Raw genomic sequence first — 21,632 nt, 5'->3', positions numbered from 1 at the left:
GGTTGCTACCACCCCACTATTGTTGTGTTGGGTTGCCCCCCCGCCCCCCTTGGGGGGGGTGGGGCCCCCCCCCCCCCCCCCACGCCACATTGGGGCGCTTGGGTCAGGCGGTCAGGGCGTGCGGGTCACCGGCGACGGAGCGGGCCGAGAAGTTCCGCTGCGCCTTGCGCTCGGCGGCCTTCTGCTTGGCCGCCTTCGCCTTGCCCGGCTGGACACCGTTGATGCTCTCGGTGCTCGTCGCGTAGACGCCGAGGGCCCAGGCGAGGCCGTCCGCGTTGCGGTCCAGCGCGACCCGGTCGATGTTGCCCAGGTTGTCGCAGGCCTGGTGGTAGCACGGGTCGAACGCGACGCCGGCCTGGCCACCCCACTTCGCCGCCTGCGCCGGGGTCTTCAGCACCTCGGCACCGGTGTCGAGCCCGCCGGCCGGGATGCCGACGGCGATGAACTCGCCGTAGTCCGAACGCCCGGTGAAGTCGGTGCCCTCGAGGGACACCCCGCGCGCGGCCTGCATGAAGTCGACGAAGGTCTTCTCGATCTGCGCCGAGCCGTACGGGCCGGCACCGGCGCCGACGCCGTCGGAGTTGTCGCCGTCGTAGGCGAAGTAGCCGGCATTGGGCGAGCCGATCATGTCGAAGTTCAGGTACAGCGCGATGTCGAGCTGCTGCTCGAAGGTCAGCTGGTCGACGTAGTAGGTCGAGCCGATCAGGCCGAACTCCTCCGAGCTCCAGAAGCCGAAGCGGACGCCGTTGTTGACCTTCGGGCTGCTACCCAGCTGCAGCGCGGTCTCCAGCAGGGCCGCCGAGCCGCTGCCGTTGTCGTTGATGCCCGGGCCGGCCGGGACGCTGTCGAGGTGCGACCCCAGCATCACGACGTTGTCCTTGCGGCCGGTCTTGGTCTCGGCGATGACGTTGTAGCTGGTCCGCGCCTCCTGGAAGGCCCGCAGCTCCAGCGTCACGTTCTGCCCGCCGAGGGTGGCCAGCTGCGCCCCCGCGGCCGCCGTCACGCCCCCGGTCGGGATCGCGGCGTTCTCCGGACCCCCCAGGGTCCCGTTGAGGTCGCCGTCGGTGTTGTTGTAGACGATGGCGCCGATCGCCCCCGCGGCGGCGGCCGTCTGCTGCTTCTGCGCGAACGAGCAGCCACCGCGCTTGATCAGCGCGATCTTGCCCGCGACGTCCGCGGTGTAGTCGGTGGCCTCGCAGCCACTGGTGTCGTCCACGGCGACCACGGACAGCGGCGCGGTGATGCCGCCGACCGGCGTCGACTTCGTGTACTCCATGGCGATGACCGGGACGTTCGCGCCGCCCGCGGTCAGCTTCTCGGCGAGCGTCTCCGAGTAGGTGAACGGGAACTCCTGGCGGGTGACCTGGAAGCCGGCCGCCTCGAGCTTGGTGGCGATGTATTCGGCGGACTTCTTGTGGCCCTCGGTGCTCGCCGCGCGGGTGCCGCCGTTGGTGTCGGCGATGCGCTGGAGGGCGATCAGGTGCCGGTTGACGCCGTTGACGTCGACCTTCTTGACGAGCTGCTTCGCCAGGGCCGGGCCGTCGGGGACCGTGTTCGCGGCGGCGGCCGGGGTCAGGCCGAGCACCAGCGTGGCACCGGCGGCTATCGCCACCGGCGGGAGGAACTTCGTTCTGAAGAGTGACATGGTTGCTCACCTTTGTTCCCTATGCGAAGTCCGTCAATGCGCCTTTCGGCGGGAACTTTCGCCGCGGTATACGGTCGACACATGTACGCGATCACCATCCGTGAACCAGGTGACCCGGACGTTCTCGAGTGGGCGGAGGTCGCGGACCCGCGGCCCGGCCCCGGCGAGGTGCTGCTGGAAGTCGCGGCGAGCGCGGTGAACCGCGCGGATCTGCTGCAGCGCCAGGGCCACTACCCGCCCCCGCCCGGCGCGAGCGAAACCCTCGGCCTCGAATGCTCCGGCACGATCGCGGAACTCGGCGAGGGCGTCGAAGGCTGGACCGTCGGCGACGAGGTCTGCGCCCTGCTCTCCGGCGGCGGCTACGCGGAGAAGGCGGTCGTCCCCGCGGGGCAGCTGCTGCCGGTGCCGGGTGAGATCGACTTGCTCACGGCGGCCGCGCTGCCCGAGGTGGCCTGCACGGTGTGGGCGAACGTCGTCATGCACGCCAACCTCACCGAAGGCGAGGTGCTGCTGGTCCACGGCGGGGCGGGCGGCATCGGCACGCACGCCATCCAGGTCGGCAAGGCGCTCGGCGCGACGGTCGCCGTCACCGCGGGCTCGCCGGACCGGCTCGAAAGCTGCCGCCAGCTCGGCGCCGACCTCACGATCAACTACAAGGAGCAGGACTTCGTCGAGGTGCTCCGCGCGGAGACCGGCGGCGCGAACGTCATCCTCGACAACATGGGCGCGTCCTACCTGGGCCGCAACGTCGACGCGCTGCAGCAGGACGGCCGGCTGGTCATCATCGGCATGCAGGGCGGGGTCAAGGGCGAGCTGAACGTCGGCGCGCTGCTCGGCAAGCGGGCGTCGGTGTTCGCCGCGGGCCTGCGCTTCCGGCCGCTGGACCAGAAGGCGGCGATCGTCGCCGACGTCCGCGAGCGCCTGTGGCCGCTGGTTTCCGACGGCCTGGTCAAGCCGATCGTCGGCCAGGTCGTGCCGATGGCCGAGGCCTCGACCGCGCACCGCATCCTCGAAGAGGGCAGCGTGTTCGGCAAGGTGCTGCTGGCGGCGAAGTCCTAACGCAGTTCTTCGAGGACCCGCACCAGCTGGTTGATCTCGAAGACGTTGGAGTAGTGGGCGAGCCCGATCCGCACGGCGCCGCCCACTTCTCCGACGCCGAGTGACGCGAAGACGCCGCTCGTGCCGTCGTCGGCGAAGGCGCACAGGCCCTGTGTTGCCAAGTACTCGGCGACCTCGGGTGCCTTCTTGCCGGCGACGGCGAAGGCGAGCGCGGGGATGCGGCGCATGGCGTTGCCGATGACCATGATGTGCCGCAGCGACAGCAGTTCCGTGGACAGCTGCGCCAGCAGCCCGGCGTGGTAGGACTTCGCCGACCCGAGCGAGGTGACCAGCCGCTCGCGGCGCGATCCGGTGGCGGCGTCGTCGAGGCCGGAGAGGTAGTCGATCGACGCGATGAGGCCGGCGAGCAGCGGGTAGGCGTGCGGGCCGAGCTCCAGGCGGGCGGCGCCGCGGGCCATCGGGTCGAGCGACGCCGACGGGATCCGTTCGATCAGCTCGGGGTCGCGGAAGACCAGGGCGCCCACCGAGGGACCACCCCAGGCCTGCGCGGAGACGACCATGACGTCGGCACCGAGGGCGTTGATGTCGAGCGGCAGGAAGGGCGCGGCGTAGGTGGCGTCGACGACCACGAGCGCGCCGACCCGCTTGGCGAACTCGATGATCGTCGGCACGTCCGGCCGGGTGCCGACGGACCCGGACGCGAGCGTGACGGCGACGGCCTTGGTGCGCGCGGACACGAGCTGCTCGTACTGCCACGCGGGCAGCTCGCAGGTCTCGATGTCGATCTCACCCCAGCGCACGACGGCGCCGACCCGCTTGGCGGCGCGTTGCCAGGGCGCCAGGTTGGCTTGTTCGTCGAGCCGGGACACGACGACTTCGTCGCCGATGGTCCACCGCTCGGCGAGCGCGTCGACGAGCCGGCGCAGCATGACCGGCGCGCTCGGCCCGAGCACGACGGCAGCCGGGTCGGCCCCGACCAGGTCGGCCACGGCCCGGCGGGCCGCGGTAACGATGCTTTCCGCGCGTTGTGAGGCCGGAAACGCTCCGCCCGGCCCGGACACCGGGGCTCGCATCGCCGTGGAAACGGCCGAAGCGACCTGTTCCGGGACCAGCATTCCGGCGGCGCCGTCGAAGTGAATCCAGCCGTCACCCAGCGCGGGAAAGAGCCCACGGATACGAGCGACGTCGAACGCCATGGGGACACCGTACGGACGTGCGGTTTCGCCGTGCGTCCGGGGTTGGGTGGAGAGCCACCGGGAACCCGGTTTACGGCTACGCTCGGAGACGGACACCCCCTGGGTGTCGCGGAGCGTGTCGAAGGCAAGCCAGGATGGAGCACATGACCGAGCCGAACTTCACAGCGGGTGACCCGGGCCAGGAATCTTCACCCCACGTGGTGGTCGTCGGACCGGACGGCACGCCAGTGGGCGCGGCCCCCGTCGAGGGCGACCACCCCGAGTCGGTGGGCGACCTCGTCGAGGAGCCGGCGAAGGTGATGCGCATCGGCACGATGATCAAGCAGCTCCTGGAGGAGGTCCGAGCGGCCCCGCTGGACGACGCGTCCCGCACGCGCGTGCGCGAGATCCACCAGACGTCGATCCGCGAGCTCGAGAAGGCGTTGGCCCCGGAGCTGCAGGACGAGCTGGAGAGGCTGGTCAGGCCGTTCACGAACGACTCGACCCCGTCGGACGCGGAGCTGCGGATCGCCCAGGCGCAGCTGGTCGGCTGGCTGGAAGGCCTGTTCAGCGGAATCCAGACGGCCCTGTTCGCCCAGCAGATGGCGGCCCGGGTCCAGCTGGAGCAGATGCGGCGCGGGCTGCCGGCCGGCCCTTCGGGGCTGGCTGGGCAGGGCCACGGGCCGGAGCACGGGCCGGGGATTTCGGGGACGGGCCAGTACCTCTGAGGGGAGGTTGTCCACAGACCGGAGGGCCTGTGGACAACCTCTGTGGACAACTTCCACCGCGTAGCAGCCACCGGCTTTGCCGGAACCCCACCGGAGAGGGCCGGGGGTCTTGCGCTCCTGGACTCAGCCGGTGACCTCGCGCCGGGCCGCGACGTCCTGCTCCAAGCGGGCCAAGCGCTCCTCGTACTTCGAGATCGCCGCCAGCCGGGCCCGGATGCGGGCGTGCTCCGCGCGGACCTCCTCAGCCTCATCGGGCGCGTACTCGAGCCGCTCCGCCAAGCGGGCCACCGACCCCGGCCGCTCGAAGGCCGCGATACGGGCCTCCAGCGCCGCCAGGTGAGGCGCCAAGCGGCGCTGCTCGTCGTAGAGCCACTTCACGTGGCCGTCGAGTTCCTGCGTCGCGTGCTCGACGTCCCGGCGCAGATCGGCGAGGTGGCCGTGCAGGCGGTCGAGTTCGGGCTGGATGCGGTCGGTCGCGATCTGCTCGATGCGCGGCCGGAGCCGGGCCATCACCGGTCGCCAGGCCAGGCCGGCGAGCGCTTTCGCCCGTGGAACCACCACTCCGCGAATGTCACTCACTGTATGATCTCGATTCTTCCGGAGTCACGCCAAGTGCTCAGCAGCTTCGATTCCGCGTGCAGCCGGTGTTCCGCGGTCACCCCGACCTTGCTGCCCCAGGCGTGCTCGAAGTCGGTCTGGTCCGGCCGTTCGATGATCGACACCCCGGTGAGGCGCACCAGCGCCTCCGGGAACAGCCGACGGCACAGGTAGGTCACCAGCGTGCCGGTCGTGGCCCAGACGTGCTCGTCCGCGGAAAGGCCCAGCAGCTTCGACAGCGGCAGCACGAACTGCCGGTTCGGAATCGGCACGAAACCCAGGTCGGCGGGCCACCAGTCGGGCAGCGTCTCGGGCTCCCAGAACAGCCGGCCCGGCTCGGCGAGCAGGTACAGCCGCGAGGTGTAGTCGGCGAACGTGTACGGCGAGACCATGACCCCGCGGTGGACCACCACGACGTCGGTGCGGCGGCCGTACGTGGGTTCGGCGTCCGGTTCGTCCAGCGCGAAGGTCGTCATGCGGAAGACGAGGTCGCTGCCGTCGATCAGGGCGGCTCGCTCGGCGTCGGGCGTCATCGGCGCGTTGCCGACCACCGCGATCGTCTCGACGCGCTGGCCGCGGGCGTAGGCGGTGAGGAGGTCACGGAGCATGTCACCCTCGGCGAGCTGCTCGGAGGTTTCGCCCGCGAACTGGGTTTGACTCATCGCTCCCCCAAGGCATCGGTGTCCGGGGCCGCCGTCAGGGGGCAGCCGAGCAGACGGACAATAGCCGACAGACCACTGTCGTCACCCGGAAGGGGTCCTCTGTGACCGCGCTGGCCATCGTCCCGGCGAGGGGCGGCTCCGTCGGGCTGCCGGGCAAGAACCTGGCGCCTTTCCGGGGCCGTCCGCTGGTCGCGCACACCGTGCACACCGCCGTCGCGGCCGGGATCCCCGATGTCGTCGTCACCACCGACGACGCCGACATCGCCGCGGCGGCCGAGGCCGAGGGCGCCCGGACCGTCGCCAGGCCCGCCCACCTCGCGGACGCGACCAGCCGGACACTGCCCGCGGTCACGCACGCGCTCGACACGCTCGGCGTCCCCGATTCGACGCTCGTCCTGCTGCTCCAGCCGACCTCGCCGCTGCGGACGGCCGAGGACATCGCCGAATGCCTCGACATCCACGCGGACCGGCCGACCGGCTCGGTCGTGCAGATGTGCCGATCGACCGACCACCACCCGCTGAAGGTGTGCCTGGAGACGCCGGACGGCGGGATCGCCCCGGTCCGGGACTGGGCCGACCTCGAAGCACCCCGGCAGACACTGCCGGTCGTGCTGCGGCCCACCGGCGGCATCTACCTCGTCCGCGCCGGCGACCTGCGCCGGCACGAGCGGTTCTTCATCCCCGAGGTGCGGCCGCAGTTCGTGCCGGTCGAGCGGGCGATCGACATCGACTCCGCCGCGGACCTCGTCCTGGCCGAGCAGCACACGGCCGGCTAGCGGTCCACGAAGGCCTTGTAGAGCGAAGGCCGCCAGATCTCCTCGCCTTCGAGCAGGTCGATGATCCGGCGGTGCGCGCCCGGCTCGCCGAACTCGGTGTGCGGCTCGCACCGGCCCATGGCGCGGGCCTTGCCGATCCCGGCCGCGACGGCGTCGGCGGCCGGCTCGACCGAGAGCACGCTGGGGGCCATCGCCCGGTTGCGCTGCCGGGTGCCGACGGTGACCGACGGCGTGCCCAGGACGGGCGCCTCCCGCACGCCGGCGCTCGAGTTGCCCAGCACGACGGCCGCGTTCTTCATCAAGGTGACGAAGTACTCGAACCGCATCGACGGCAGGCGGACGAACCGCGGCCCCTCGAGCCGGTCGAGCTCGCTCCTGATCTCGCGGCAGCCTTCGTCGTTGTTCGGATCGATGACGACCCAGTTGCCCTCGGTGAGCACGGCGTCGACCACGGCCGCCGCGTTGCGCCGGTTCTGGTCGCGCTCGGTCGTCACCGGGTGCAGGGCCAGCAGGCCGTAGTCGGTGAACGGGATCTCGTAGTGGCGCCGGACCTCGTCGAGGTCGGGCAGCCGCGCCGAGGTCAGGACGTCGACCTCGGGGCTGCCGACGACGAAGATCCGGTCCTCCTCCTCGCCGAGCTGCAGCAGCCGGCGCCGGGCCGTCTCGTTGGCGACCAGGTGCACGTGGGCGTGCTTCGACAGCGAGTGCCGGATGACGTCGTCGATCGTGCCGCTGACCTCGCCGCCTTCGATGTGCACGACCCGCACGTTCGCCAGCGAGCCGACGATCGCCCCGGCGAGGGCCTCGACCCGGTCGCCGTGCACGACGATCGCGGCCGGCTGCTCCTCGTGCACCAGCCGGGCCAGCGCCTGGACGGTGTTGGCCAGCACGAGCGCCATCGGCTCGTCTTCGATCTGGTTCGGGATCAGGTGCAGCCGTTCCAGCCCGGCCAGCTCGATCTCGCGCACCGTGTAGCCGTAGCTGCGCAGCATGTGCATGCCGGTGACAACGATGCGGGCGGACAGCACCGAGCTCTTCTGCACGGCCAGCATGACGTCCCGCAGCTTCCCGAAGTCGGCGCGGGTCCCGGTGAGGAACAGGACCTCACGCCGCCCGGACTCAGCCAAGGTCCGCCCAGCTCACCTGCGTGTTCGCCGGCAGCGCCCGGGTGACGGCCCGGCCGAGCAGGCTTTCGTAGTCCTTGGCCTTGATCTCGCCGGTGCCCGGGCGCTTGACCCAGATGTTGTCCGTGGTCAGGGCCTCGCCCTCGGCGACGTCCTTGGTGGTGACGACGCAGGCGTAGGCGAAGTCGATCGTCGGCTGTTCCTCGGCCAGGATCTGCTTCGACCCGCCGCGCGCCGCGTGGATCAGGCGCGAGCCCTCGACGAGCTGCTTGAACTCCGCCGGCGTCGACGAAACCGGGATGTCCGGGCCCGGCCAGCTCATGTCCGAGGTGAAGTGCCGCTCGAGCACCGAAGCGCCGAGCGCGACCGCACCCAGGCACGGGTAGATCGTGGTGGTGTGGTCGGAAAGTCCGAGTTCGGCGTCCGGGAAGGCGGCGTGCAGCTCGGCGAGCGCGCCGAGGCGCACCTGCTCCGGCGGCGTCGGGTACAGCGACGTGCAGTGCAGCAACGCGAAGCCGACGCCCGCGGCCCGCAGGATTTCGACGGCCGGGGTGATGGAGGCCACGTCGTTCATCCCGGTGGAGAGGATGACGGGCTTGCCGAACGAGGCCACGTGCCGGATCAGCGGGTAGTTGTTGCACTCCCCCGAGCCGATCTTGAACCCGGCGACGTCGAGCTCGGCCAGCCTGTCCGCGGCGGCACGGGAGAACGGCGTCGACAGGAAGACGAGCCCGCGTTCTTCGGCGTGCGCCTTGATCTCGCGCTCGTCCTCGGCGGTGAGCGCGACGCGGTTCATCATGTCCCAGATCGGCTCGTCGGCGTTGCCGGGCACGACGTCGTTCGGGATCATCTCGTCGTCGACGACGTGGGTCTGGATCTTGACGACCTGGACGCCGGCGTCCGCGGCGTCGTCGACCATCTTGTGCGCCTTCTTGGGATCGCCCTCGTGGTTGATCCCGATCTCGGCGATCACGAGAGGGGGGTGGTCGGCACCGACCGGGTGCTCGCCGAGCATGAACATGGAGACCTCCGGGTCGCTGCGTGGCTGCGGTCCGTCCCCGACCTTATCCCGTGGGCCGCCGGGCCCGGTCCCACCCGACGCCCGTGCCCTCTCAAGGCGCCCCGGATCCCATCGGTACCCTCGTCCACGTGCATGCCACCAGCACGGTTCAGGCCGCAGACTCACCAGTAGCGACGTCCGCACCGCCGACGTCGGACAGCAAGACGTTCTCGCGGGCCTTCGCCGACATCAAGGCCGGTTTCCGCGCCCGCGAGCTGTGGGGTCACCTCGGCTGGCAGGACATCAAGCAGCGGTACCGCCGCTCGGTGATCGGGCCCTTCTGGATCACCATCAGCCAGGCCGTCATCGCGCTCGGGCTCGGGTTGCTGTACTCGCAGCTGTTCGCGACGCCCGTCGAAGTGTTCCTGCCCTACCTCTCCACCGGCTTCATCCTGTGGGGCTTCGTCAGCGGCTGCCTCTCCGAAGGCATGGAAACGTTCATCACGAACGAGGGGCTGATCAAGCAGCTCCCGGCGCCGCTGAGCGTGTACATGCTGCGCACCGTGTGGCGGCAGACGCTGCTGCTGGCGCACAACATGATCGTCTACGTCGTGGTCCTGGTCATCTTCTTCAACTCGCTCGACGGCGAGTACTCCCTCACCAAGGGCCCGGTCACGCCGACGTTCGACGCCTGCGCCGGCACGTTCTGCCACCCCGGCCTCAACTGGTCGATCCTGCTGGCCATCCCCGGGTTCGCGCTGCTCGCGCTGAATGCGGGCTGGGTCACGCTGCTGCTGGGCATCATCTCGACCCGGTTCCGCGACATCCCACAGGTGATCAACTCGCTGATCCAGCTGCTGTTCTACGCCACGCCGATCGTCTGGCCGGTGGACCAGCTGATGGCGGGCGGGGCCCGGGACAACGTCTCGTGGGCGCTGCCGTACATCACGGCCAACCCGCTGTACCACTTCATCCAGGTGGTGCGCGCGCCGCTGCTCGGCCAGACGTTCACCGCCGGCAACTGGATCGTGGTCGGCTGCATCACCGTCGTCGGCTGGGCGCTCGCGCTCGTCGCGATGCGCAACTACCGTGCCCGCGTCTCCTACTGGGTGTGACACATGGTCAGCATTGACGTCCACAACGCCTTCGTCGACTTCCCGATCTTCGACGCGAAGACCCGGTCGATGAAGAAGAAGGTCCTCGGCAAGGTCGGCGGCAAGATCGGCACCGACACCAAGGTGCCGATCATCGAGGCCCTGCACGACGTGACCCTGAACCTGCGCGAAGGCGACCGGGTCGGCCTGGTCGGGCACAACGGCGCGGGCAAGTCCACGCTGCTGCGGCTGCTCGCCGGCATCTACGAGCCGACCCGCGGGTCGTCGCGGATCGAGGGCAAGATCGCGCCGGTCTTCGACCTCGGGGTCGGCATGGACCCGGAGATCTCCGGCCAGGAGAACATCATCATCCGCGGCCTCTTCCTCGGCATGACCGCCAAGGAGATGGAGAAGCGGGTCGACGACATCGCGGAGTTCACCGAGCTCGGCGACTACCTGCAGATGCCGCTGCGGACGTACTCGACGGGTATGCGCGTGCGGCTGGCGCTGGGGGTCGTCACGTCGATCGACCCCGAGATCCTCATCCTCGACGAGGGCATCGGCGCGGTCGACGCGGCGTTCCTCAACAAGGCGCGCGACCGGCTCAAGGACCTCGTCAAGCGCTCCGGCATCCTGGTGTTCGCGAGCCACTCGGACGAGTTCCTGTTCGAGCTGTGCGACTCGGCCATCTGGATGGACGAGGGGCACCTCAAGCAACAGGGTTCGCTGCGGGACGTCCTGACGTCCTATAAGGGCCGCGACCCCTTCGAGAACATGAGCCAGGAAACCTTGCAGCGCTTCGGCATCGAGCCGGTGGCGACGACGAACGGCGGGGAATGATGGCGAGCGAGACCCGGCAGCTGCCCGACGGCGCGGTCGTCGGCGTGGTCGTCACGCGGCACCGGCGCGAGCTGCTCGCGGACTCGCTGAAGATCATCGCGGCCCAGACCCGGCCGGTCGACCACCTGGTGGTCGTCGACAATGGGCCGGACGACTCCGCGCGCGAAGTCGTCGAGAACTACCCGCTGCCGTACACGTACTTGCCGTCGCACCGGAACCTCGGCGGCGCCGGCGGGTTCGCGCTCGGCATGCTGCACGCGCTTTCGCTGGGCGCGGACTGGGTCTGGCTGGCCGACGACGACGGGCGTCCGGCCGACGAGAACGTGCTCGCGATCCTGCTGGAGGAAGCGGAAAAGCGGGACCTGGCGGAGATTTCGCCGGTGGTGTCGAACATCGACGCGCCGGACAAACTGGCGTTCCCGCTGCGCCGCGGCCTGACCTGGAAGCGTTCGCAGTCCGAGCTGGGCGCGGACTTCCTGCCGGGCATCGCGTCCCTGATGAACGGCGCGCTGTTCCGGGCGTCCACTTTGGACGTCGTCGGCGTGCCGGACCTGCGCCTGTTCTTCCGCGGCGACGAGGTCGAGCTGCACCGGCGGCTGGCCCGCTCGGGGCTGCCGTTCGGCACGTCGCTGAAGACGAAGTACCTGCACCCGGACGGCTCGGACGAGTTCAAGCCCATGCTGGGCGGCAAGTTCCACGCGCAGGACCCGGAGAACGAGGTCAAGCGGTACTACACGTACCGCAACCGCGGGTACCTGCTGTCGCAGCCGGGGATGCGGAAGATCGGCGCGCTGGAGATCGTCCGGTTCGGACTGTACTTCGTGGGCGTGAAGCGGGACCCGAAGGCGTTCCTGCAGTGGCTGAAGCTGGTGCGGCAGGGCCGCGCGGAGAAGTTCTACCGCTACTGAAAAGGGGCCCCCAGCCGGGGGCCCCTTTTTCGTGCTATTCGCCGATGACCGGCGGCGCGGTGCGCATGTCGGTGCCGAAGACCTCGTCGGGGTCACCCTCGACCAGGTAGGTCGGCCGCGAGTGCTCGGTGTCCTCGTCGCCCTCGCCCTTCTGACCGCGGCCCAGGCCACCACCGGGACCCATGCCCCCGCCGCGGCCGGCGGCACCGGCGCCGAGGCCGCCCATCCCGCGTCCCGCGGCCGCCTCGGCGGCACCGATCCCACCCGGCCGGGCCGCCCCGGACGCGGCGCCCGCGCCCGTCGCGTTGCCGCCGGCCGCGCCCGAGCCGCCGGGGCCGAACCCGCCGCTCCCGCGGCCGCCGCCCCCGCCGACCTTGGAGTTGTAGGCCTCGTCGCCGCCGAAGTTCATCCCGCCCATCGGCATCGGGCTCATCGGCGGCATCCCCCCGAACTGCTGGTTCGGGTTCTGCGTCGAGGCCGCCGGGGCCAAGCCGGGCGTGAAGCCGGACGGCGTGGTGGTGCCCGCGGGCAGCAGCCCCGCGCCGGTGGTCGAGCCCGGCCCGGAGATGTGCCCGGCAGGCCCGCCGGTGCCGGGAACGGGCCCGGAGGAGAAGCCCTGGGCGTGGCCGCCGGGCGTGGTCCCCGAGTTGCCGCCGGGCATGTTCACGCTGGAGGGGTTGTTGATGCCGTTCTTGTCGCCGGTCCCGTTGGGATCGTCGCTGCCCCCACCGGTGCTGAAGCTGGGCGGCGGCGCGAAGGCGGGCTGCTTGGAGGCGGCTTCGTAGAGGTTCTTGTCGTACGTCGCCATCACGCCGGCGGCCTCGTCGTGCGCGGCCTGGCTGTCCTTCTGCTTCTGGATCGACTTGTCGACGTTGTCGGCCAGGTTGAAGGGGTTCGAGGTGGCCCAGCCCTTGAACTCGTCCTTCCAGCTGAACGGAATGGGAGCGGGCATGGAGTTCTTCGCCGTGGCGGCGGCCTGGCCCTGGTCGTAGATGGTTTCCGAGGCCAGCTTGGCGTTCTGCGAGTTGGCGTCGGACCACTTGCCGAGGCTGGTGAAGTACTGCTGCGCGTTCTCGGCGGCGCTGCCTTCCCAGGTGCCCTTGGACGCGTTGACGGCGGTGTTCATCGACTGCGCGAACTTGTCGAAGACCTGGTGGACCTGGTGGTAGGCGGTCGAGACCTCGGACACCTGGTCGACGTTGAGGTTGCTCTGGAGGAACGCCTGCAGCTGGGTGTGGTCGGTGCCCTTGTAGTCCGCGTTGGGCGCGTTCAGCCCCGAGACGTACTCGACATCACGGCCCTTGGTGGCGTCGGCGACGTTCTTGTCGCCCATCTGCTGCGACTGGTTCTTGGCCTGCGCCTGCGCAATCCACTGCTGGACCGGCCCGAACAGCCAGCTCCCGGGGTCGACGCCCTCTTCGGCCTTCTGCTGCAGGTAGGCATCCCGCTCGGCGGGCGCCATGTTCTGGACCTCTTGAGGCGTCTTGTCCTCGGTCTTCGGCGTCGGTCCCTGTCGCGTGCTCATGGGGTTCCCCTATCCCTTCGGCAACCGCGGTTCGACAGCGGAGGTCGCGACCTTCTCGGCAACCTGGCAGGCCTCGTTCGACGAGCTGTCCAAGAGCACCGCCACGTCCACTCGCGAAGAAGCCCCGACACCCAGTCCGAGCGTGCATCCCACCGCGGCGCCGTCCGGCGCTTCCTTCGCGGGCCGGCCGTTGATGGGCTTGTCGACCACGCCCCCGCCGGTGTCCCTGACCTGGTCGACCGAAGCATCGTCGCGGACGTTCACGCCGATGACCATGGTGGCGTCGCTGGCCGAGGCGATCTTCTTCTGGTACTTGCACGTGCGGGCGCCGCCGAGCGTCTTGCTCTCCGGCTGGTTGAACTGGCCGTAGCTGCTCAGGTCACCCAGCTCGAGGAGCGAGCACGGATCGGTGATCGACTGCGTACCGCCTCCGCCGGCGGACGACGAGCTCTCCGTGGGCGCGGTGGACGCCGACGGGGACGGAGCGGGAGACGCGGTCCCCATCTGCGTGCCGGTGCAGCCGGCCAGCAGCGCCCCGCCGGCCACGAGCGGGAGCACGGCACGAACGAGAAAGAGTTTTGTCATTACCTCAGGCCTGCTTGGTCTGGAGCGCGGTGAAGGCTCCACTCTCGGTTTCCTGGTACAGGCCCGCCGCCCTCGCCAGTGCTTCGTCGGCCTGTTTCGCGACCTGCTGGAGCTGGGTCAGTACGGCCGTGGCCGAGTTTTCGGCTTCGGTGGCGCTCTTCTGGTCGTGCGACGCGACCGTCTGGCCGTACGGGTGGCTCCCGAGCTGAGGCGCCTGGTCCAGCGCATACGTCTCGGACCGGAGGCTGGTGAGGTCGTTGACCAGCTCGGTCAGCGCGTCCCGGAGCGGCTTGACACCTTCCGGGGTGATCTTGAACCCGCCACCTTTGGCCGCGTCGACCAGCTTCTGGGTTTCGGCCGTGACGCTTTGCACCGCGGCGCCCATACCGGCCGAAGAAAGCGGGTTGAGGATGTCCGTGAACGAGCCTCCGCCCCCGCCGTCAGCCATCTGCATCGCTGTTCCACCCCGAATCGCTTCGCCCGTGCGTGTGCACCCGGGAGTCTACTAGCCGGGCACCCTCGGCCACGGCCGTTCACCGATCTTCACCTCGGACGCAGCCTCGCGGCGAACGGTTCCCTGACCTCAGAACTGGCCTTCGAGCTGGGCGTACAGCTGCTGGGCCAAGCGTGCGTTGTCCGCCGGGGCGTAGGTGATCCAGCGCTGGCCGTCCGGTGCCGCCCTGGACGACATCAGCCAGCGGCCGCTCGGGGTGTCGAACCAGGCCAGCGGGGGGAACGCGCCCGCGCGAGTTTGGGCCGTGAACTGGCCCACGCGCTTCTTCGGCTCCTGGAACACGCGCTCGATCATGCGGACCTGCGGGCCTCCCGCCGTTTGCGACCGCGGGCCGGTGACGCCGGCGAACGGGTCGTACGCCTCGTCGCGGCGTTGGTGGCGGGGCTGCTGGGCCGGCCTCGAGATCGTCACCGACTGGCCGGGCGCCGCCGGGGTCAGCGGGAGGAGGTCGACGATCGCCGGGACGATGCCCGTCGGGCGGACCTCCTCGAAGACGATCAGGTTCTCCTCCTGGCGGGCCAGCACCGCGAACTGGCCGTCGGACGCCACCCGCGCGAACAGGTGCCGGTCGCCCAATTCGGCCGCCGCGTTGATGGTCACGCTGCCCCGGACGAACGTCGCCAGCGCCAGCTCGGCGTCCGCGTCCAGCCGCCCCCGGCTCCACAGCCCGCGGCCGGTCAGGTCGCGGACGACGGCGTCGCGGATCATCGCGCGTTGCTCGACCGTCGTGCCGACGTGCGGAACTTCGAACGGCGTCGGCGCGCGGCCCAGCCCGAGCTGTTCGAGCAGGATGTCCACCGCCGCCAGCGACAGCGAGAACGAGTGCGGCATTCGCTTCCAACCCCCCGCGGATGAGTCCGGCCTTCGCGAAAACCGTAGCTCCGCCCTCAGCGAACCCGCTTGCCGGGGCAAGATCGCCGCTGGTCCGATGGACCCATGGCCGACACGAAACCCGCCCTCGTCCTGCACCTTGCCACCGGCGGCGAACCGCTGCTGTTCGCGCTGACCACCGAAGAATCCGGGAAACTGGCGGGCCGGCTCGCCCAGCTCGTCAAGGCCGGCGCCGTCGAATCGGTGACCACCAAGGACGACTCGGTCGTCGCGGTCAACTTCGCGCACGTCGCCGCCGCCTACATCGACGACCTCAACCGCAAGAGCAAAGTCTTCGGTTTGCACGCCTGAACGGCGAAGGCCGCCTCACGACGTACGTGAGACGGCCTTCGCGAAGCACGTCAGAGCTTGTACAGGCGCTTCCAGTTCTCGCGCGAGGTGAGCTCCGGCATGGCGCGCTTGTACTGCTCCTGCACCGCCGCGCCTTCCTTGCGCAGCCGCTGGATGACGCGTGCGCCCTGCTTGGCCAGTGCGAACATCTTCACCCGGTCGTAGGACCGGACGCGGACGCCTTCCTGGCTCGCGTCGGTGACCACGGCCGTGTCGAACAGCGCGATGTGCCACCAGTTGGCCTCGTCGATCGGCACCGCGCCGAGCCCGAAGCGGCTGCGGCCGAGCACCCGGTCGAGGACGCGCTTGATCAGCACCAGGCGCTGCATGCTGGGCCGCGGCGCGCTGTTGATGATGCCGATGTCGTTGGACGCGATGCCCGGGACGTCGGTGGCCTTGTGGCGCTTGGTCTCCGGGTAGTCGTCGCGGATCCGGCGGATCTCCTTCATCGCCTCGACCCCGCCGTCACGCAGGATCTCCGGGCCCTTCAGGAAGTCCTCGACGGCCTTGATCAGCGTCGCCGACAGGCCGTACTGCATGCCGAGCAGGTAGCGCACCAGCTGCGCGATGAGCACGCGCGACAGCAGGTTCAGGTTGAACGGCGAGTGCAGTGCCGCGGTGATGATCGAGTTGCGCAGGTTGAAGTACCGGTGCCACTCGTCCCAGTCCTTCATGTGGAAGTCCGCGTGCCACACGCCCGCACCCGGCAGGGTGACGGTCGGGAAGCCGTGCGCGCGGGCCCGGTAGGAGTACTCGGCGTCGTCCCACTGGAAGAAGAACGGCAGCGGGTAGCCGGTGGCCTGGACGACCTCGTACGGGATCAGGCACGACCACCAGCCGTTGTAGCCGGCGTCGAGGCGGCGCTCCTGGCGGTTCGGCTTCAGCGTCTCCTCGTCCACGCCGAGCAGGTCGGCGGTGGACAGCGAGTGCTCGACCGGCTGGCCGGGTTCCAGGGTGTTGAGCCGGGCGTACTCGGCACCGACGTGCAGCTGGTTCGGGTGGAACAGGTTGAGCATCTGGCCGCCGACGATGATCGGGTTGGCGGCGCGGTTGGAGAACGCCGTCATCCGGATCACCAGGTCCGGCTCGAGCAGGACGTCGTCGTCCATGAACAGGACGTTCGCGTGCTCGGTCGCGGTGTGCCCGGCGACCTCGAAGAGGCCGCGGGTGAAGCCGCCGGCGCCGCCGAGGTTCGGCTGCTTGATGTAGTGCAGCTTGTCGGCGAGGTCCTTGGCGACCTGCTCGAAGCCGTCGCGGGACTCGACGAGGTCGGTGCCCTGGTCGGCGACGTAGATCGCGTCCAGCGTGTCCAGCGAGGAGACGTCCGCGGCGAGGGCCTGGAGGTTCTTCAGGCAGTCGTCGGCGCGGTTCATCGTGCAGATGGTGACCGCGGTCGGGCGGATCTTCTCCGGGGCGTCGACGGTCCAGCGGACCTGCTCGACGCGCAGCGTCTGGCCGCCCTCGGTCTCGAGGTCGAGCCAGAGCGCGCCGCCGTCGTAGAACTTGTCCAGCTTGCCGGTCAGCGACACCTTGGCCTGCTTGGCGTCCTTGACCTGCTCGGCGGCCACCACGCGGGGCTCGCCCTCGACGTCGGAGGCGCCCATGGAGAGCAGGCCGGTGCCGGTGACGACCGCCTCGACCGAGACCTCGGTCACCGTCGTCCAGCGCTGCCAGTAGCTGGCCGGGAAGCGGCCGAAGTACGTGTTGCCCGACACCTTGGAGGCGGGCTCGAGGGTGATCGACGCACGTTCCCGCACGGCCGAGCCCCACTCGAGCTCGGCGTACAGGTCCTTGCTGACGATCGGCGCCGGGCCGGCGTAGAGCCCGCGCTGCGCCGTCAGGCGGCCCTGCGGAGTGTGCTCGGTGAACCGCGTCTCGGCGGCCGCGCCGGTGGTCGGCGCCGGGGTGGCTGTCTTACCGGGCATGGTTCCTCAGTTCTCCTTGGTCGACGGCTCGCGGAACACGACCCACTTGAGCATGACGAAATTGATCACGGTGGCGGTGGCCTGAGACACGGCCCAGCACAGCGTGTGCTGCCACGCGGACTCCGGCAGCACCTGCAGGGCCAGCTGGTTCACCCCGACCGCGACGAAGAACGTCACGGTGTAGAGCAGGACGAACGAGCCGATCTGCGCCTTCCCGTCGCGGCGCCCGCCGGCGAAGGTGAACTTCCGGTTCAGGAAGAACGCCGTGGTCGTGCCCACGATGAAAGAGATAGCGCGGGCCATGTCGACCCACGGTGAGGTGGCCATCCCGGCCACCTGCGTCAGCAGCGTGTAGGTGCCCAGGTCGACGAGGGCGCAGAAGCCCCCGATCAGGGCGAAGCGGAGGAGCTGGCCCAGCAGTCCTGGGGAGGACTGCGCAGCCGCTATGTCGGCTTGCGGATCGGTCGCCACCACTGCATTACCTCGTCACCTGTGTCACGGTCACCCGCGCGGGCGCTTGTGCCTTGATGCGCAAAGTGTAGAGATGAGCACTTCAGGGTCACGTTCCGGGCGTGGTTGGGCGTGGCTACCCTGGTCGGGTGACCCAAGTACCCAACACACAGCGTCGCACGCTCATGGGCTGGGCGCGGACGTCACCGACCATCGCCGACGTGCTGACCACCTCCGATGTCGAAGTGATCGCCCGCGCCGTGGCCCAGGCCGGTGAGCGCGGCGTGATCGCCCGCGGCCTCGGCCGGTCCTACGGCGACCCGGCGCAGAACGCCGGTGGCCTCGTCGTCGACATGACGGCCCTGAACCGGATCCACTCGATCGACCCGGACACCGCGCTGGTCGACGTCGACGCCGGTGTCAGCCTCGACCAGCTGATGCGCGAGGCCCTCCCGTACGGCCTGTGGGTCCCGGTGCTGCCGGGCACGCGCCAGGTGACCATCGGCGGCGCGATCGCCAACGACATCCACGGCAAGAACCACCACAGCGCGGGCAGCTTCGGCAACCACGTCGTGTCGATGGACCTGATCACCGCCGACGGGCAGGTCCGCACGTTGACGCCGGACGGCCCGGACGCCGAGCTGTTCTGGGCGACCGTCGCGGGCATCGGCCTGACCGGCATCATCGTCCGGGCCAAGATCCGGATGACCAAGACCGAAACCGCGTACTTCCTCGCGGACAACGAGCGCACGAACAACCTCGACGAGACCCTGGAACTGGTCACCGACGGTTCCGACGACAACTACACGTACTCGTCGGCGTGGTTCGACACGATCTCCACCGGCGCGAAGCTCGGCCGCGCCGCCTTCGGCCGCGGCTCGCTGGCCAAGCTGGACGAACTGCCGCCGAAGCTGCGCGCGAACCCGCTGAAGTTCGACGCCCCGCAGCTCGCGACGCTGCCGGACGTCTTCCCCAACGGCCTGGCCAACAAGCTGACCTTCGGCGCCATCGGCGAGCTGTACTACCGCAAGACGCCGAAGGCCGCCCGCGGCGTGATCCAGAACCTGACCGCCTTCTACCACCCGCTCGACATGTTCGGCGAGTGGAACCGGGCCTACGGCTCGAAGGGCTTCCTGCAGTACCAGTTCTCGACGCCGCTCAACGCGCACGAGCCGTTGCGGAAGATCGTCAAGAAGATCGCCGAGTCGGGGCACGTGTCCTTCCTCAACGTCTTCAAGCGGATGGGCGAGGGCAACGCGGCGCCGCTGTCGTTCCCGCACCCGGGCTGGATGGTCTGCGTCGACTTCCCGATCAAGGACGGCCTCAGCCGGTTCTGCCAGGAGCTCGACGAAGACGTCCTGGAGCTGGGCGGGCGGCTGTACACCGCGAAGGACTCGCGCACCTCGCCCGAGACGTTCGCGAAGATGTACCCGCGCCTCGAAGAGTGGCGCAAGGTGCGCGCTTCCATCGACCCCGAAGGCGTTTTCGCCTCTGACATGAGCCGGAGGCTCGAACTGTGATCGACGCGGTGGGCAACCCCCAGTCCCTGCTCCTGCTCGGCGGCACGTCCGACATCGCGCTGGCGATCGCCGAGAAGTACCTGGCCGAGAAGCCGCTGCGCGTGGTGCTCGCGGCCCGGCCGTCGCCCCGCCTGGAGGCGGCCGCGCAGCGCCTGAAGGACAAGGGCGCCGAGGTGTCCACTGTGGACTTCGACGCGAAGGACACGGCCTCGCACCCGGGTGTGCTGGCCAAGGCGTTCGAGGGCGGCGACATCGACGTGGCCGTCGTGGCGTTCGGCCTGCTCGGCGACCCGGAAGAGGTCTGGCAGGACCACGCGAAGGCGGTCGAGCTGGCCACGGTGAACTACACGGCGGCGGTGTCGGTCGGCGTCGCGCTGTCGGAGAAGCTCAAGGCCCAGGGCCACGGCACGGTGATCGCGCTGTCGTCGGTGGCGGGCGAGCGCGTCCGCCGGTCCAACTTCGTGTACGGCTCGACGAAGGCCGGTTTCGACGGGTTCTACCTGGGTCTCGGCGAGGCGCTCGCGCCGTTCGGGGCGAAGGTGACGGTCGTCCGCCCGGGCCACGTGAAGACGAAGATGACCGAGGGGCTCAAGGACGCCCCACTGGCGCAGACGGCCGAGCAGGTGGCGGAGATCGCGGTCGGCGCGGCGCGTGCCGGCAAGGACCTGGTCTGGGCGCCGGCCCCGTTCCGGCTGGTGATGTCGGCCCTGCGGCACGTCCCGCGGCCGATCTTCCGCAAGCTGCCGATCTGACGCGCTCGGCGTCACCTCACGGCGTGGGCGGGCACCAGGTAGAGGTTCTGGCTGCCCACCCACGGTGAGTCGATGTGCCAGCTCGCCAGCGCGGCCGGCGGCGGGGCGCGGCGGGTGGTCGCCAGGACCAGGTCCGGGCTCGCCGGCGCGATGCTGTGGTCGAAGTTGTGGAAGTTCGCCTCCAGCAGCGCCCGGCCCAGGTCGCCGCTGCGGCGCTTGGTCTCGGTGATGGCCGGGTCGACGGCTCCGCGGTCGGAGAACTCGTCGACCAGCTCGCAGTCGCACGCGTACGCCAGTGCGCCGACCTCGCCGGCCGTCTCGACCTTGCGGCCGTGGGCGATCGCCGCCAGCTCGTGGCCGATTTCGCGGTACTCCGTCGTCGAGGCGTGGTTGCTCGTGATCGGCGCGAACTGGCGGGGCAGGCCCGGCAGCGCGTACACCGCGGCACCCGCCACGAGCGCCGCGCCGGCCAGCGTCCACGTCGCACGCCGGACGCGTTCTGGGACGGCCGATGCGCAGGCGGCGAGGAAGATCGTCGCGCCGATGATGCTCGGCGCGTAGTACCAGTGGTAGGGCGGCACGCCCAGCTGGCTGTAGGCCAGGTAGTGCAGCGCGCCGGCGACGGCGAGCGCCGCGAACGGCGTCAGGCGGCGGGCCGTCTCGGAGCCGCGTCGGTACTGGATGAGCCACGCCACCCCGGTCACGGCCGCGAGCAGCAGCGGCAGGAACGACAGCGCGGCCGCGGCCGGGAAGTTGCGCCAGTACAGCAGCGGACCGTTGGTGAAGCTGAACGGTCCCCACGACTGCTGGCTGATCTTGATGACGAGCGTGTCCGGCACGGCCGAGCCGAGCACCACCCAGCTGAACCCGAACCACGGCAGCGTGACGGCGAGCGCCGAGAAGGCCGTCCGCCAGATGCCGGTCCAGAACTCGCGGCGGGCCGCGAACAGCACGGCGGCGATCAGCAGCAGGTCGATCCGGACGAGCGCGAGCAGGCCGATCACCACGCCCAGGCGGCCGGCCCGGCGCTCCCCCGCGTAGACCAGCGTCCACACGACGCCGGTGGCGCCGAGGGCGACTTCGAGGCCGATCGAGGACAGCAGCAGCGGGTTGACCAGCAGCAACGCGAATGTCAGCGGCGCGAACGCCGGCGGCAGGCCGGTGCGCTCGCCGAGGCGGCGCAGGCCCAGCACGAGCAGCACCTGCGCGACGACGAAGACGACCCCGGCGGCCAGCACGGCGTCGCGCACGACGAACGTGACCGCGCCGAGGGCCAGGACGTTCAGCGGGGACGTCGCGGTGTTGGCCGTTCCCTGCTCGATCAGGCCCCAGTGGCCGTGGAAGGCGAGGTTCTTCGCGTAGGACAGCGTGATGTAGGTGTCATCGATGAGATGGCTGCTGACCAGGGCGAACACAAGGGCGGAGGCGGCCGCGGCGCCCGCCGGCAGGGCCCAAGCGCGGGTGACGGGGATGGCCGCCGGCAGCACGCGGACGGCTTTGGGGAGTTCTGCGGAGGCGCTTCGCATCCGGAA

General features: G+C 70.1%; 22 protein-coding genes. 9 read left to right on the top strand and 13 right to left on the bottom strand.

The window, feature by feature from the left end; all coding sequences use genetic code 11:
* Positions 1–103: 103 nt before the first annotated feature.
* Positions 104–1,645: a M28 family metallopeptidase gene (locus tag ACWEF6_RS28010; RefSeq protein WP_449685658.1), complete on the bottom strand. Its 1,542-nt coding sequence runs from the start codon at positions 1,643–1,645 to the stop codon at positions 104–106.
* A gap of 81 nt (positions 1,646–1,726) precedes the next feature.
* Between ACWEF6_RS28010 and ACWEF6_RS28005 the strand changes: the two genes are divergently transcribed.
* Positions 1,727–2,704 carry an NAD(P)H-quinone oxidoreductase gene (locus ACWEF6_RS28005; protein ID WP_449685657.1) on the top strand — a complete coding sequence of 326 codons (978 nt, stop codon included), beginning with the start codon at positions 1,727–1,729 and terminating at the stop codon, positions 2,702–2,704.
* Here the strand turns inward: ACWEF6_RS28005 and ACWEF6_RS28000 are convergent.
* A complete protein-coding gene (locus ACWEF6_RS28000; protein WP_004558816.1) occupies positions 2,701–3,900 on the bottom strand; it encodes a cysteine desulfurase-like protein in 1,200 nt (399 codons plus the stop codon). The genes ACWEF6_RS28005 and ACWEF6_RS28000 overlap by 4 nt on opposite strands.
* Positions 3,901–4,034: 134 nt before the next feature.
* Here ACWEF6_RS28000 and ACWEF6_RS27995 point away from each other — a divergent pair, with 134 nt between their 5' ends.
* Complete coding sequence (locus ACWEF6_RS27995; protein ID WP_449685656.1) at positions 4,035–4,607, top strand: bacterial proteasome activator family protein; 573 nt, start codon at positions 4,035–4,037, stop codon at positions 4,605–4,607.
* 123 nt (positions 4,608–4,730) lie between these two features.
* Here ACWEF6_RS27995 and ACWEF6_RS27990 read toward each other — a convergent pair whose 3' ends face one another.
* Both ACWEF6_RS27990 and ACWEF6_RS27985 read right to left on the bottom strand, forming a co-directional pair.
* Entirely contained in the window at positions 4,731–5,168 is a 438-nt protein-coding gene (locus ACWEF6_RS27990; RefSeq protein ID WP_449685655.1) for a hypothetical protein, read from the bottom strand.
* A gap of 14 nt (positions 5,169–5,182) precedes the next feature.
* Complete coding sequence (locus ACWEF6_RS27985; RefSeq protein WP_449685654.1) at positions 5,183–5,866, bottom strand: hypothetical protein; 684 nt, start codon at positions 5,864–5,866, stop codon at positions 5,183–5,185.
* Between the two features lie 101 nt (positions 5,867–5,967).
* Here ACWEF6_RS27985 and ACWEF6_RS27980 point away from each other — a divergent pair, with 101 nt between their 5' ends.
* The gene (locus ACWEF6_RS27980; protein ID WP_449685653.1) at positions 5,968–6,642 is read left to right on the top strand and encodes an acylneuraminate cytidylyltransferase family protein; all 675 of its coding nucleotides are present in this window, start codon (positions 5,968–5,970) and stop codon (positions 6,640–6,642) included.
* On the opposite strand, the gene neuC is transcribed toward ACWEF6_RS27980, so the two are convergent.
* Positions 6,639–7,769, bottom strand: coding sequence for a UDP-N-acetylglucosamine 2-epimerase (neuC, locus tag ACWEF6_RS27975; protein WP_449685652.1), 1,131 nt, complete (start codon positions 7,767–7,769; stop codon positions 6,639–6,641). The genes ACWEF6_RS27980 and neuC overlap by 4 nt on opposite strands.
* On the bottom strand, positions 7,762–8,787 hold the full coding sequence (locus ACWEF6_RS27970) for an N-acetylneuraminate synthase family protein (protein ID WP_449685651.1): 1,026 nt from the start codon (positions 8,785–8,787) through the stop codon (positions 7,762–7,764). Before ACWEF6_RS27970 ends, neuC begins: the two co-directional genes overlap by 8 nt.
* 128 nt (positions 8,788–8,915) lie before the next feature.
* Here ACWEF6_RS27970 and wzm point away from each other — a divergent pair, with 128 nt between their 5' ends.
* Genes wzm through glfT1 form a run of 3 tightly spaced genes read left to right on the top strand, consistent with a single transcriptional unit; the run spans position 8,916 to position 11,608 of the window.
* Positions 8,916–9,881 (top strand): galactan export ABC transporter permease subunit Wzm/RfbD, encoded by a 966-nt coding sequence (gene wzm, locus ACWEF6_RS27965; protein WP_449685650.1) that lies wholly within the window; start codon positions 8,916–8,918, stop codon positions 9,879–9,881.
* Between the two features lie 3 nt (positions 9,882–9,884).
* Positions 9,885–10,700: a galactan export ABC transporter ATP-binding subunit Wzt/RfbE gene (wzt, locus tag ACWEF6_RS27960; protein WP_310968140.1), complete on the top strand. Its 816-nt coding sequence runs from the start codon at positions 9,885–9,887 to the stop codon at positions 10,698–10,700.
* Entirely contained in the window at positions 10,700–11,608 is a 909-nt protein-coding gene (glfT1, locus tag ACWEF6_RS27955) for a galactofuranosyltransferase GlfT1 (protein ID WP_449685649.1), read from the top strand. Before wzt ends, glfT1 begins: the two co-directional genes overlap by 1 nt.
* Positions 11,609–11,642: 34 nt before the next feature.
* Here the strand turns inward: glfT1 and ACWEF6_RS27950 are convergent, their stop codons facing one another.
* From ACWEF6_RS27950 to ACWEF6_RS27935, 4 genes are all read right to left on the bottom strand, one after another.
* Positions 11,643–13,133 (bottom strand): hypothetical protein, encoded by a 1,491-nt coding sequence (locus ACWEF6_RS27950; protein ID WP_449685648.1) that lies wholly within the window; start codon positions 13,131–13,133, stop codon positions 11,643–11,645.
* 9 nt (positions 13,134–13,142) lie between these two features.
* Positions 13,143–13,691, bottom strand: a complete 549-nt coding sequence (locus ACWEF6_RS27945) for a DUF3558 family protein (protein ID WP_449685647.1) — start codon at positions 13,689–13,691, stop codon at positions 13,143–13,145.
* A 31-nt stretch (positions 13,692–13,722) separates the two neighbouring features.
* Positions 13,723–14,172 (bottom strand): hypothetical protein, encoded by a 450-nt coding sequence (locus ACWEF6_RS27940; RefSeq protein WP_310968144.1) that lies wholly within the window; start codon positions 14,170–14,172, stop codon positions 13,723–13,725.
* Between the two features lie 129 nt (positions 14,173–14,301).
* On the bottom strand, positions 14,302–15,063 hold the full coding sequence (locus tag ACWEF6_RS27935) for an ESX secretion-associated protein EspG (RefSeq protein WP_449685646.1): 762 nt from the start codon (positions 15,061–15,063) through the stop codon (positions 14,302–14,304).
* A gap of 105 nt (positions 15,064–15,168) precedes the next feature.
* Between ACWEF6_RS27935 and ACWEF6_RS27930 the strand changes: the two genes are divergently transcribed.
* Positions 15,169–15,414 carry a hypothetical protein gene (locus ACWEF6_RS27930; RefSeq protein WP_310968146.1) on the top strand — a complete coding sequence of 82 codons (246 nt, stop codon included), beginning with the start codon at positions 15,169–15,171 and terminating at the stop codon, positions 15,412–15,414.
* A 50-nt stretch (positions 15,415–15,464) separates the two neighbouring features.
* On the opposite strand, the gene ACWEF6_RS27925 is transcribed toward ACWEF6_RS27930, so the two are convergent.
* Positions 15,465–17,378 (bottom strand): glycosyltransferase, encoded by a 1,914-nt coding sequence (locus ACWEF6_RS27925; RefSeq protein WP_449685645.1) that lies wholly within the window; start codon positions 17,376–17,378, stop codon positions 15,465–15,467.
* A gap of 6 nt (positions 17,379–17,384) precedes the next feature.
* Entirely contained in the window at positions 17,385–17,852 is a 468-nt protein-coding gene (locus ACWEF6_RS27920) for a GtrA family protein (protein ID WP_449685644.1), read from the bottom strand.
* Positions 17,853–18,013: 161 nt separating this feature from the next.
* On the opposite strand from ACWEF6_RS27920, the gene ACWEF6_RS27915 reads away from it, so the two are divergent.
* Positions 18,014–19,348 (top strand): FAD-binding protein, encoded by a 1,335-nt coding sequence (locus ACWEF6_RS27915; RefSeq protein ID WP_449685659.1) that lies wholly within the window; start codon positions 18,014–18,016, stop codon positions 19,346–19,348.
* A complete protein-coding gene (locus tag ACWEF6_RS27910; RefSeq protein ID WP_449685643.1) occupies positions 19,345–20,100 on the top strand; it encodes a decaprenylphospho-beta-D-erythro-pentofuranosid-2-ulose 2-reductase in 756 nt (251 codons plus the stop codon). The genes ACWEF6_RS27915 and ACWEF6_RS27910 overlap by 4 nt, the downstream gene beginning before the upstream one ends.
* A gap of 11 nt (positions 20,101–20,111) precedes the next feature.
* Here the strand turns inward: ACWEF6_RS27910 and ACWEF6_RS27905 are convergent, their stop codons facing one another.
* Entirely contained in the window at positions 20,112–21,626 is a 1,515-nt protein-coding gene (locus tag ACWEF6_RS27905) for a hypothetical protein (protein WP_449685642.1), read from the bottom strand.
* Between the last annotated feature and the right edge of the window lie 6 nt (positions 21,627–21,632).

This window comes from Amycolatopsis sp. NPDC004772, from assembly GCF_053601215.1.
Note: the sequence above shows the minus strand (reverse complement) of the source record. Positions and strands in the feature narration are given on the sequence as shown.

Excerpts from the sequence above, each read along its gene's own strand:
- glfT1 (WP_449685649.1), top strand. The coding sequence starts at position 10,700 with ATGGCGAGCGAGACCCGGCAGCTGCCCGACGGCGCGGTCGTCGGCGTG.
- ACWEF6_RS27985 (WP_449685654.1), bottom strand. The coding sequence starts at position 5,866 with ATGAGTCAAACCCAGTTCGCGGGCGAAACCTCCGAGCAGCTCGCCGAG.
- ACWEF6_RS27995 (WP_449685656.1), top strand. The coding sequence starts at position 4,035 with ATGGAGCACATGACCGAGCCGAACTTCACAGCGGGTGACCCGGGCCAG.
- ACWEF6_RS27935 (WP_449685646.1), bottom strand. The coding sequence starts at position 15,063 with ATGCCGCACTCGTTCTCGCTGTCGCTGGCGGCGGTGGACATCCTGCTC.
- ACWEF6_RS27915 (WP_449685659.1), top strand. The coding sequence starts at position 18,014 with ATGGGCTGGGCGCGGACGTCACCGACCATCGCCGACGTGCTGACCACC.
- ACWEF6_RS27970 (WP_449685651.1), bottom strand. The coding sequence starts at position 8,787 with ATGTTCATGCTCGGCGAGCACCCGGTCGGTGCCGACCACCCCCCTCTC.
- ACWEF6_RS28010 (WP_449685658.1), bottom strand. The coding sequence starts at position 1,645 with ATGTCACTCTTCAGAACGAAGTTCCTCCCGCCGGTGGCGATAGCCGCC.
- ACWEF6_RS27950 (WP_449685648.1), bottom strand. The coding sequence starts at position 13,133 with ATGAGCACGCGACAGGGACCGACGCCGAAGACCGAGGACAAGACGCCT.
- ACWEF6_RS28000 (WP_004558816.1), bottom strand. The coding sequence starts at position 3,900 with ATGGCGTTCGACGTCGCTCGTATCCGTGGGCTCTTTCCCGCGCTGGGT.
- ACWEF6_RS28005 (WP_449685657.1), top strand. The coding sequence starts at position 1,727 with ATGTACGCGATCACCATCCGTGAACCAGGTGACCCGGACGTTCTCGAG.
- ACWEF6_RS27930 (WP_310968146.1), top strand. The coding sequence starts at position 15,169 with ATGGCCGACACGAAACCCGCCCTCGTCCTGCACCTTGCCACCGGCGGC.
- wzt (WP_310968140.1), top strand. The coding sequence starts at position 9,885 with ATGGTCAGCATTGACGTCCACAACGCCTTCGTCGACTTCCCGATCTTC.
- ACWEF6_RS27905 (WP_449685642.1), bottom strand. The coding sequence starts at position 21,626 with ATGCGAAGCGCCTCCGCAGAACTCCCCAAAGCCGTCCGCGTGCTGCCG.
- ACWEF6_RS27940 (WP_310968144.1), bottom strand. The coding sequence starts at position 14,172 with ATGCAGATGGCTGACGGCGGGGGCGGAGGCTCGTTCACGGACATCCTC.
- ACWEF6_RS27925 (WP_449685645.1), bottom strand. The coding sequence starts at position 17,378 with ATGCCCGGTAAGACAGCCACCCCGGCGCCGACCACCGGCGCGGCCGCC.